The sequence below is a fragment of the Bradyrhizobium sp. CCBAU 11386 genome (assembly GCF_028128955.1).
Lineage (GTDB): Bacteria > Pseudomonadota > Alphaproteobacteria > Rhizobiales > Xanthobacteraceae > Bradyrhizobium.
Genome location: NZ_LBKA01000148.1, coordinates 1 through 10611, shown reverse-complemented (window position 1 = coordinate 10611; position 10611 = coordinate 1). Strand labels below are relative to the sequence as shown.

At 57.5% G+C, this 10611-nt stretch carries 6 protein-coding genes and 3 pseudogenes; 4 read left to right on the top strand and 5 right to left on the bottom strand.

The window, feature by feature from the left end; genetic code table 11:
• Positions 1 to 226: 226 nt before the first annotated feature.
• Positions 227 to 738 (top strand): annotated as a pseudogene (locus tag XI09_RS09610) (transposase); the annotation flags it as partial.
• Between the two features lie 124 nt (positions 739 to 862).
• On the opposite strand, the gene XI09_RS09605 reads toward XI09_RS09610, so the two are convergent.
• Both XI09_RS09605 and XI09_RS09600 read right to left on the bottom strand, forming a co-directional pair.
• Positions 863 to 1816 carry a class I SAM-dependent methyltransferase gene (locus tag XI09_RS09605; RefSeq protein WP_271566622.1) on the bottom strand — a complete coding sequence of 318 codons (954 nt, stop codon included), beginning with the start codon at positions 1814 to 1816 and terminating at the stop codon, positions 863 to 865.
• Between the two features lie 8 nt (positions 1817 to 1824).
• Positions 1825 to 3177 carry a coproporphyrinogen-III oxidase family protein gene (locus tag XI09_RS09600; RefSeq protein WP_271566621.1) on the bottom strand — a complete coding sequence of 451 codons (1353 nt, stop codon included), beginning with the start codon at positions 3175 to 3177 and terminating at the stop codon, positions 1825 to 1827.
• Between the two features lie 1362 nt (positions 3178 to 4539).
• On the opposite strand from XI09_RS09600, the gene XI09_RS09595 reads away from it, so the two are divergent.
• Entirely contained in the window at positions 4540 to 5775 is a 1236-nt protein-coding gene (locus XI09_RS09595; protein ID WP_271566620.1) for a glycoside hydrolase family 18 protein, read from the top strand.
• 534 nt (positions 5776 to 6309) lie between these two features.
• On the opposite strand, the gene XI09_RS09590 is transcribed toward XI09_RS09595, so the two are convergent.
• Positions 6310 to 6519, bottom strand: a complete 210-nt coding sequence (locus tag XI09_RS09590) for a hypothetical protein (RefSeq protein ID WP_271566623.1) — start codon at positions 6517 to 6519, stop codon at positions 6310 to 6312.
• Between the two features lie 1266 nt (positions 6520 to 7785).
• Here XI09_RS09590 and XI09_RS09585 point away from each other — a divergent pair.
• Positions 7786 to 7935, top strand: coding sequence for a hypothetical protein (locus XI09_RS09585; protein WP_161533424.1), 150 nt, complete (start codon positions 7786 to 7788; stop codon positions 7933 to 7935).
• A gap of 435 nt (positions 7936 to 8370) precedes the next feature.
• Here the strand turns inward: XI09_RS09585 and istB are convergent.
• Together istB and XI09_RS09575 are read right to left on the bottom strand one after the other, a co-directional pair.
• Positions 8371 to 9115: pseudogene (istB, locus tag XI09_RS09580) on the bottom strand (IS21-like element helper ATPase IstB).
• A gap of 38 nt (positions 9116 to 9153) precedes the next feature.
• Positions 9154 to 9393: pseudogene (locus tag XI09_RS09575) on the bottom strand (IS21 family transposase); the annotation flags it as partial.
• Between the two features lie 208 nt (positions 9394 to 9601).
• Between XI09_RS09575 and XI09_RS09570 the strand changes: the two are divergent.
• A complete protein-coding gene (locus XI09_RS09570) occupies positions 9602 to 9862 on the top strand; it encodes a hypothetical protein (protein ID WP_161533425.1) in 261 nt (86 codons plus the stop codon).
• Positions 9863 to 10611 lie beyond the last annotated feature (749 nt).

Here is a 10611-nt window from a genome sequence, read left to right as displayed (position 1 = left end):
CTGCAATCGCATTATGAACGAGCCACTTGCGAGCTGGCCACCGTGACCCAAGCATGAGTCGACCATGAAGAACCTCCCAAGCGGTTGAGCGGGAGTCGACCGTTGGAGCATAGCGAGGTTTGAGATTGCAGGAGTTTTTGGGTTTGAAGGTCCGAAAGCTTGTAATTTCATTTCTGCGATTCGTCGAATCGCGGGTCGTGATTCCGTGTTCGCATCGGAAGGGACGATGCGACCCAAGGAACTCGGACAGCGGACAGGCCGATCTTCTGCGCTCGCGGCTGGACGCGATCATCGACATAAACCACGCCCTTGTGAAGCTTTCGCGGACGATCGACTGGTCGTTCCTCGAGGAGCGGTTCGGCGCGGTCTGCGAGGACAAGCCGGACCGGCCGCCGCTGCCGACGCGGCTGATGGCAGGACTTGCCATCCTCAAGCACCTGCGACCTGTCCAATGAGGTGTTGTGTGAGTGCGGCTGGAGAAACCCTCCTACCAGTTCTTCTGTGGTGAGGAGTTCTTCCAGCCCCGGCTGATGTTCGATCGCTCTTCCGCTGACGCGCTGGCGCCAGCGCGGGGGCGAGGAGAAGCTGCAAGCGTTGCTGCAGGGGGGCCTCTCGGTCGCCACCAAGACCGAGGCGATCAAGCCGTCCGACCTCAGCCGCGTCATGGTCGACACCACGGTGCAGTCCAAGAACGTGATGTTCCCGACCGATGCGCGGCTTCTGAACCGGGCGCGCGAAATCATTCGCGGCGTCTTACAGCCAATCTTGGTCTCGGATGTCCCTCGCGACCTTGGTGATGGTGGTGACGTGGTCTGCAACGAATTTCGGGCGGTCATGGCGCCAATGAGAAAACGTTCGAGCATTACTCATCTCGAATGCTCAAGCGCACCGGAGGCGTGAAGTATCGATATTTGCCGGTAAGCGTTCCATTGACGAACTGAAGGCCGTGATCACCATAGATCATATCCTCACGTACGTAGCCGTCCGTTATGGCCTCTCGATTGTTGCCGCCAACTGTTTTTCGTTCAGTCGTCACCAGATGGCTGGCTGGCGGCGAGCCGAGTATTTCGATAATGGCATCGCGTGGTGTGCCAAGTTTCAATGAATTGAACTGTTTGGAAGGAATTATTCCGGCTTCCTTGATGAGCTCGGCTCTCATTCGCGGAAGATCCTCAGATCCAATTGGTCTACGAACCACAACTTTCTCGATGCAGTGTGAATGGATTGGGATGCCAGGGTGCGAGTCCCATTTGATGTAATGATCAGAGCGCAAGATCTCCCAGCCCGCTTCTGTATAGATGGCCTCCAGCTCGCCGCGCTGGAACGATTTCTTGTGACCAGATGCCAAAGACTCCTTCGAAATAGGATGGTCTGGTTGATCGAGCGTGTTCGTGAAGCAATGAAATCCCCCGAGGCGCGTTCGATTTATTAAGGTCGTGACGAGCGGCTTCCAGACTCCCCGTTCGGTGAAATGCAGTACGCAATGCGCTATAAAGACGTCCAGGTAAGCAGGCGGCTGGAAGTCTTCCACACGAGCGACCCCACTCGTTATGTTCACGCCAAGATCACCTGCGAGGCGGTTCAGCTTGGAGATAGCGGTTTCGGAGATGTCGGTCGCGATCACCTGATGATCAAAATGAGCCAAATAGAGGGCATTGCGGCCTTCCCCGCAACCCAGCTCCACAACCACGCTCTTCGTGCGGAGAGCTGGTGCTATCTCGAAGATTTCGGGACTGGGACCACCCATACACGATACGTTGGGTTCGGCGTAGCCCGAGTCCCACCAGAGTGGTGAATGCTTCTCGACCTCTTGCATACTGCACCTCACGCTGCCTGATATTGCTCTTCCAGAGCCACTATCGTGCCCGAGTAAAACATCCTCGCCACAATGCTCGAATATGTGAATCCCGAGTGAGTCAGTCGATAAGTATCACCGTCGGACAGGTCGACGAGCTGCAGAGATTCGAGCGCCTTGAGCTCTTCGCTGAAATCGGCGGTCAGTTCGCGTCCGAATACTGAAGCGTAGTTCTTTCTGCTCAGGGCTGACAACGTGAGGCCAAGCAGGACGTAGCGACGCGCGAGATCGTCCGGCGTCAGTTTGATCCCGTGCGATGCTATCGCCTCAGGATCGAAGGAGCGAGCCGAGAAAGCGTTGATGATCGACGAAGCCGCACTCGAATCGACTGCATAGTCCGAGCCAAAGTGATATTGCCTGAAATAGCTTCTGGCGCCAGCTCCTAATCCTAACAGGGGCGTTCCCTCGAAATCCGAGTTCTCCTGCCGGTAGGCTCGGCCGCCGGCGATCTTGGTGAAACGCGTAAAGGATTCCTGGCGGTAACCTTTGGCTGCCATCAGAGCAACATTCTGGTCGTAGACCTCATACTTTTCCGCATCAGAAAAGAATAATTCGGGGTCGTGCGCCTTCGAGGTCATGATGTTTGTCATCGGACGAACAACAACGGGGTAAAGGGAGACTGTCTGCGGCTCGTAGTCGAGCGCGCGGCCAAGCGAAAAGTTCCAGGAGTCACGGGTTTGACCACGCAGGCCGTAGATCAGATCAAGATTGACGTGGGAAAAACATTCCGTCAGTGCTTTGATTCCGGCTTCTGCAGTCTCGATCGAATATGGTCTACCAGTGTGCGCAAGCTCGCGGGCTACCATGCTTTGGATGCCCATGCTCATTCGGTTGACGCCATGCCCCTTTAGGCATTCCAGAAGGGCGTTGTCGAAACTGTCTGGCGCGCTCTCGACCGTAATCTCACATTTCCGGCTTCGCTTTGGAAATGCAGCGTCGAGGGCGGTAAAAAGGTCGCTGAATTGATGTTGAGTCAACAGGGTTGGCGTGCCACCGCCGAAGTAGATGCTTACAACCTCTCTATCTCCGAAGTATTCTCCATATCGCGCGATGTGCTCTGCCAGCCGAACAACATAAGACTCCCTCGTCGCTGCTGTTTGGCGCGTTGTAAGAAAGAGGGTGCAGTAGGTGCAGCGATAGCGGCAGAACGGGATATGGATATAGATGTTGATTTGCTTGGAACGCCTGGCCTGCTCAACGACATCAGTTATGCGGAGTGGCTGCGGAAAAGCCCGATAAGCGCGCTTGGAAGGATAGCCATAGACGTAGGTCGGCAACTGCTTTTTCGCTATGTTTGTCCGAAGAAAATCCACACAATCCATGACTTAACTCGTTGATTGCCAAAGCTGGTGATTGCCTGAACGCCGTCCTTTGGCCGAACGCCGCCAGTTCATGCTTTGTGATCAACAGTTTCCATGGAAGCTGCCAATCCGCACTCGGTCACGGCGTTTTCATTACTTGTGCTCTTCAGGCCTGGCTGTGCGCCTTGCGTAAAAGGCCGGACGCTCGCAGACATAGCTAGCTAGAGGAGTTGCCACCCTGCGGAGTCCGCCAACGGCTCCTATGAACGGCCAAGACCTGCTTCCCGAAGTGCAGATGCTTCTTCAGCAATTCTGTCACACAGTATGCTGACATCTCAGTCTTCATTAATTGTCTCCCTCTTAGTGAGAGGATCAATCACTAATGCCGGTAGGCAGCTCCCGCCGCCGTGACCCGACGACACTCAAGAGTCGTGCCAAGTGCGTGGGAAGAGGCACCGAAAAGCCGTCCTGCATTTTATTCAACAACTTAACTGCGAGCGCTGCGGCCTTTCGGTCGAACATCATGGGTCGCGGACGTGAGGAACCGGGGAATTGGGAGCGACGAAGTCATGTCGGAACAGCTGCAACCGGAAATGCGTGCTGGACTTGTCACGGAGCCAGCAATGTTGTTTTGCAGACATCGTTAGCGCGCCGCACGTTTCCGGAGTGGGCGCTCTGCCCCACGCGTTTGATTAATTCTCGAAGGACTTGCTCCTCATGGCCCAGACGCGACTTGCCGGGTTTCTTCGATGCTCAATCCGTGGCATTTTCGGGAATGTGCCAATTGCATCGAGGATCGGCATTGCGAGTCCCGAACACTGAATCGCTGAAAGGGCCGGCTCCGCTTTGAAGCATAATTGCCCTGACTGCGACTGTTCGCGGGCGAAGCAATTTTGGGCACCGATTTGACAGGTATCGTAGTTGCAGGTGGAGAGCCGCTCGTCTGTCCAGGCGCAGTGAATGTCATAGGGCGTCAAAGACGTTGATTGACGGTATGTCAACGAAGCAGGGAATCCGGAATGAGACTAGTCGATCGCGCGGATTGTCACTGCGCCGTTGCGCGAAGTTCAAGACACGTTTCGAGACCTCGCGATCAGGGTGCGCGCTCGCGCGCTCAACATTGCGCTGGCCAGCGGAAGTCGAGATCCCTTGCGGACGCCCAAATCGTGTGTGGCCGCAAGCCCAATCAGCCTCGAGCCGGGATACAAGCAGACTTGGCGGCGCAATCAAAGTTGAAGCGAGCGCTCGAAATCGGCGGTTAATGGGGTCGTATGGCGCGGGAGCGGCTCGACAAGCGCGCGGCAGTGAGAAGGCTCATGTCTTGGAGGTGATCGAGTTATCGGTTGGTGTAGGTACAATCTAACAGAGAGAAGGTCGTAAGCCGTGGCAGTTGATCGTCGAACCTTCGCTGTGGGTGGGTTTTCCACGCTCGTGAGCGGATACGCGCTGACGCAGCAGGGGCGGACCGCGCCGGCCTTCAACCCCGTGGTCGTCGGCTATGTCGCCCCGTGGAAGGCCCGGGCGGGCGGTCCAAGCATCAAGACAATCCCGGCTCGCGAGCTGACCCACCTGATATACGCATTCGGCGCCGTTTCTGCGGAAGGATCCGCTGAACTTGCGGATCGTTGCCTCGACACAGGAGCCTGCGACGGAACCTCACGGTCGGGCCCGGTCGGCGGCAATTTCGCCCAACTTGCCGAACTGAAGCGGAGCAATCCGAAGCTTCGGATCCTGATTGCATTGGGCGGATGGAGCGGATCGAAATATTTTTCGGCCGCCGCTGCCACGCCGATTTCGCGCGCGCGGTTCGCGCAATCGGTCATCGAGGCGTTCTTTCGGCCGTATCCCGGTCTGTTCGATGGTGTGGACGTCGATTGGGAGTTTCCCGTCTCGGGAGGGCCTCCAGGGAATCTCGCGCGCCTCGAGGACCGTACGAATTTCACGCTCCTGATCGCGGAACTCCGCCGAAAGCTCGCTAAGCTTTCCGCATCGGAGCGCAGGGAGCTGGAGCTCACCATTGCCGTGTCGGCCGCGCCCGACAAAATCGTCAATCTACAGGCAGCCGCTCTCGCCCGGCTGGTCGACCGGTTTCATCTGATGGCCTACGATTATCACGCGGGCTCGGCCCTTGCTGCCTTCAATGCCCCGCTGTTTGCCTGCGCCGGCGATCCAAATCCCGATCTCAATGTCGATGCGAGTGTGAAGGCCTTGATCCGGGCCGGCGTGCCGCCGGCCAAGGTGACGCTCGGGGTCGCCTTCTATGGCAGAGCGGTTGCGGACGTTCCGCCCGAGAACGGCGGGCTCTTTCAAAAGGGGGCGACAGCAAGCGAGGAGTGGGGAGGGAGTGACGGCGTCGATTATCGCGATCTCGTTGCCCGGCAACCGGAAGAGCAGGGCTTTCGCCGGTATTGGAGCGACGAAGCCCAGGTGCCGTGGTTCTATGATGCCGAACGGCGAATATGGATCAGCTACGACGATCCGCTTTCCATTGCGCGCAAGGCGATGTACGCGCGCGCCCATGCACTCGCCGGGATCATGATTTGGAACCTGTTTGCTGACGACGGTTCACTGCTCGCAGCACTCCGCACCGGCACCTTTCCTTCGCAAAAGTCCGAATAGGGGTGTGGTCAGCGCGCCGCGCTTAAGCGCGTCATCGGCGCGCCTCAAGCCAGCCCCGAACTGGGCGGTGCTGTGGAATCAGAGCCACGTCCGATTGAAAGCGGCTCCTGTCGCAAAAAAAAAGCGACCGGCAGCATCGTTCCAAAGGCATGCCAACGGCAATGCGTGTTTTCTTCCGTGACGCGGCTCCTAATTTGAGGGACTGGCTCGCCTCCAAAGCCTCTTCTGTATTGCGGCTTCTCTAGCGGGGAAGGTGATCTTGGCTACCAAGCACACCAAACCCTGGCAGTGAAGTCGGACAGTCTGAATTGTTTGGTGCTCTTCTCCCTCAAAACGAAGGCGGTTGATGAACGTTAAGAGCCGGGGCGCGCCGAATCTCGGAGCTTGAAGGGTCTAACGAGCTGGCGACACCGTTTGGCGTGATGGGGAAAGACTGAATCCCAGGTTGATGCTCATGAGTACGTGCATGAACCCAGAGCCTCTTGATTGGGCATCTTGAGGCATGTTTCATGTCACCTCCCAGTTGGCGTGGCCTCAGGTTCGATGAAGCGAGCTTGATAATTTCCGAATGCGCCAATCTTCTGCGTCGTACGTTTCCACCGGCAACTGCAATCTTTTGGCCCGTTCGTCGCGGTCCTTCTTTCGAAACTCCCGCTCGCTGCGCTCGAACTTGGCTAGTTCGTCATTCGCGGCTCGCATGAACTCAGCGTGCGAGGCGCTGGCGCTTTGGATACGGTCGGACATATTCATCTCCTGACAATTTGGTCAGAAACGTAAACCGAAATGCCGCGAATGACCCCAACCTTACACCATCTTGAGAACACTGCGAAATAGCAACGAATTGGGTGAAATAACTGCGAACAACGTGAGCGCCACGGCCTATGAACACGACGCATCAACAGCTTAGCGGCTCTTGCCGTGCAACATAGTGGCATGATGCTCGAAGGCCATGTGGCCGAACTGAACGAACACCGAGGCTCTTTCCCATTTTCGCAGCGTCGGGGCACGATTGCTACCGTTGCGGCGCCACAGCAAACGAACAGCCGGTCGGATCGGAGAGATCGGAAAGCGATAAGCCGGGCATTGACGGTCGCGGGACGAACGGCATCGAGGGCATCATCTCGCGGGCAGACCTGGTGATACTCTCTAGCCTGCTAGGGGGGCTGTCGCCGGCCTGAACTGGTATGACAACGAATGTGAAATTGGCCGCAAGCAAAGCAAAGATTGTGAAAACTATTCGCAGTGAAAGCGCCCGCGGCCCCTTTTGGGTTCGGATGAAATATCAACCAGCAGATGCGTGCAATAGATGGTGCGCCTAAAGTATAGACCGTCGACGCGCTAAAAGATGTTGAATGCGGGGCAAGGGCACAGCTGCATCACGTTAGGACTGATGGTGGTCCGCATTATGGAAGCAGCTATGTTTGATACCATCACAGAAGGAGGCCGCGGGTGAGCCCGGAACGACCGGACCATTGTCCCAGCTCGGTTGAAGCAACTCCAACAGCGGCTCGCCGCCACCAGATGCGGCGGAAGAACGAACGGCAGCAGCTCCACTTAAGAACCGGACCCGGTGGTCCTCAGCAAAGGGTCCACTTCACTGCAGGCCGCGCGAACATTACGTCGCATGTCAAAGTCATAGCATTCTCGTCGCAAACGCGACGCCTATTTGTTGTTGATGCGGCTCCACAGCACATGGCAGCTGCACGTGCCGACCGGCAGACAGAGCCGAGTCACCGAACCAGGCAAGACAAATAGATCGCAAAAACGAAAAGCGGGCGCGATGGCAGGCTCCATCACCTTTCCTGGTTTGCTACGCTCAACTAAACTACACAACAGTGAGTGAACTCGAGGCCGGTCGTGATGTCCGCCGCCCTCCATGGCGACGCGCAGAACTTGCTCGGAGTGGAGGGCCGAAGCGAGCGCATTCCATTAAGCTATCGAACAGCTTTTTTCTTGGCGTAGTTGGCACGGTCTTTGATAGCTGCTCCTCACACAGAAAAGGAGACAACGATGAAGACCGATATGTCAGCCTATGGCGTAACCGAACTAACTCCTCAAGAGGCATCGGCAACTTCGGGAGGCTGGTTTTGGGCGATTGTGGAAGTGTTGGCGGGCCTAGCAGCATCCATCGCCGCTGGCGGCCTCTTGCCTAAATCTTGAAGCCAAAAAAGAGAATGTGGTCCTAGCTGTCGCGGGATGCTGCCGCAGCTGTGCGTTTTGAACCGCAACTCTAGGAAGCGGGTCTTGGTCGCATGGAGTTAGAGCCCATCCGATCGAGCGCACCTATAGCGGCAGCTTTGACTGCCAAGCTGGAGGCTGAGCGGGGCGCGCTCACTGACAGATGCAGATAGTCGGACAGCTGTCAATCAGGCCGCTGAACGAGGCAGAATGGGGGGCTTGGGTTCTCACTTCACAGTTGCCGCAACTCTTGAGTCCCTTTTTGCGCGGCCGTAGGGCCGGTCGATCCGGCATCACTGAAAGGACTCAAAAATGAAGACCGATGTGTCAGCCTATGGTGTAACCGAACTATCTCCTGAAGAATCATTTGTGACTTCGGGAGGGTTTTGGTAGCGCGACGATCTGGCTGGGAAGCCGTCAATCAACGAGTGTTTTTGACGTCGCGTGCGACGGTGGCCGACCTGGACCGCGTTTTCGCTCGAGCGCGGTGCGCCTTCGATAGCTCGCGACGTTCATTTCGATGATGGTGGCGTGGTGAACGAGGCGATCGATGGCGGCGAGCGTCCATTCGCCGAAGGGCTGATTGGCGGTGATCAGCATCGAGCGCCGTTCGTAGCGTGCGCTGATGAGTTCGAACAGCACGCTTGTCTCGGCCTGATCCTTGGTGACGTAGGCGAGGTCATCGAGGATCAGGAGGTCGAAGCGATCGAGGCGATTGATGGCAGCCTCGAGGTTGAGCTCGCGCCGCGCCACCTGGAGCTTCTGCACGAGATCGGTGGTGCGGGTGAACAGGATCCGCCAACCGTTCTCGATGAGAGCCAAGCCAATCGCTGTCGCCAAGTGGCTCTGGCCACCGCCAGGGCGGCGCGAACAGCAGCAAATTGGCGCCCTTGCCGACCCAGCCGTCGCCAGCGGCAAGCGTGGTCACCTGCGCTTTGGAAATCATCGGCACGGCCTCGAAGTCGAAGCTATCGAAGGTCTTCCGGCCGGCAGCCTCGCCTCGACGAGATGGAGCTCGATGCCACGGCGGCCGCGTTCGGCGATCGCGTGCTCGGCGACGACGGCGAGGAAGCGGGCCGCCGGCCAACCTTCCTTGTCGGACTGTTCGCCGAACTGTGGCCACAGAATTGATGGCCGGCAGCCGCAGCTCGTTGAGCAACAGATTGAGGCGCGCGGTGTCGACGGTGTTGGCCGCGTTGGTGCGGCGTCTCCGATCTGGCTGGCGCCGATGAGAAACTCATAGCTGGCGAGCGGGGCGAGCTGCACCATGACGTGCGGCACGCAGGCAGGATCGGGCGCGAAGTGGGCGCGCAGCCGGTTGAGGTCGGGCAGTTGGCCGGCATCCAGGTCGGGGGCGGGCTGACCGGCGACTTCGGCCTCGCAGCCGCGCTCGTGCGCCAGCGCAAGCAGATCGACCATGAGCCGGCAGGCTTTCCTGTCGGCTTCGAGGAACTCCTTGGACGGGGCATAGTGCATTGAGGCGCGAAATTAACAATGGTGTAGCAGTTTCGCCCGATCCGCATCCCGGTGATGCTCGCTGCCTTCTTCGCGCATGTCGTGTTCCCAACTGCTCGATTAGTCGTGTTCGCAACGCGATGTTCAAGCGGCCCGCTGCACATTCCCTGTCAAGACTCCGAATGACGTGCAAATGCTCGTTTTTGCTGCTCTGCGCGCGGTTGGCCCGAGGCTTGCGTTCCTGCGGTATCGTCGGCAGCAGTTGCTGACCGGCAACGATGTGAAAGGAGAAAACATGGAAAGCGATATGTCAGCCTATGGCGTGAACGAATTGACCCTTGAAGAAGCATGTGCGGCTTCGGGAGGTCACGATGTGATGCCGCCCCACTGCCACCCCATCCTCGGCAAACGCAGTGATTGTAACATCCCAGTCTGCCCGGAGCTCAATAACTAAGCGCAAACATTTTGGCGAGCCGGCGAGCGGTACGCGATACCGCTCGCTTGTCCCGCTTCAGTCCGAGAAATTATAGACGTAGTGCTTCGCCAAGATTAAGAAAACGCCTCTGTCTCGGCGGCGGCGCTAAGGTTTCGCAGGTGTGCGGCGAGGCTCTCAGTTGATCGGGTGAATGAGTGCAAAACGGCTTTTCTCGGTCTTTTCGGCGTAATCGCGAGTCTCTTCATTCTATCTCGTCTGGCAGCCGAAGAACGTTGCCGAGGCAGTCGAAGAAAGTTGCTGACGTTACCGCTGGGCTGCGACTTCAGAAGGTGGGTTCTCGAATTGCCGCCCATCCAGCTGCAACGGCGAACATGGTTGCAAGGACTGCTGCAAAAGGCGTCGGTGGTTGGGTTCGGGTCCGAGGATTCGCGCCTATACGTCCGCATTCGTAAATGACGCTGCTGGCCCTCATACAATTCGTGACAAGCTACTATGGCTCCGGCGGAGGCCGCCTTGTGTACTTTGCGAGGCGGGTTGAGGATTGACCTTAATTTATGGTCCGGCCGTGCATTGCGAGAAGATTCGTCGAATTGGCGGCGGCGGTCTTGCTTCAATGTATCGGCCTCTGATTGGAGCGTTTGTGCTCCGGGCCATCATGGATATCAGCGCGCGCGTTCTGATTAGTCTAGAACCTATCTCAAAATTGAAGATCAGCGTCGATCGGCTATAAAGGAAAGATGATTCGGCTGACGGACGAGCAATGGGAG

What these genes read in the sequence shown, in the direction of transcription:
- XI09_RS09590 (WP_271566623.1), bottom strand. Translation starts at nt 6,519, where the DNA reads ATGTCCGACCGTATCCAAAGCGCCAGCGCCTCGCACGCTGAGTTCATG.
- XI09_RS09600 (WP_271566621.1), bottom strand. Translation starts at nt 3,177, where the DNA reads ATGGATTGTGTGGATTTTCTTCGGACAAACATAGCGAAAAAGCAGTTG.
- XI09_RS09570 (WP_161533425.1), top strand. Translation starts at nt 9,602, where the DNA reads ATGCTCGTTTTTGCTGCTCTGCGCGCGGTTGGCCCGAGGCTTGCGTTC.
- XI09_RS09605 (WP_271566622.1), bottom strand. Translation starts at nt 1,816, where the DNA reads ATGCAAGAGGTCGAGAAGCATTCACCACTCTGGTGGGACTCGGGCTAC.
- XI09_RS09585 (WP_161533424.1), top strand. Translation starts at nt 7,786, where the DNA reads ATGAAGACCGATATGTCAGCCTATGGCGTAACCGAACTAACTCCTCAA.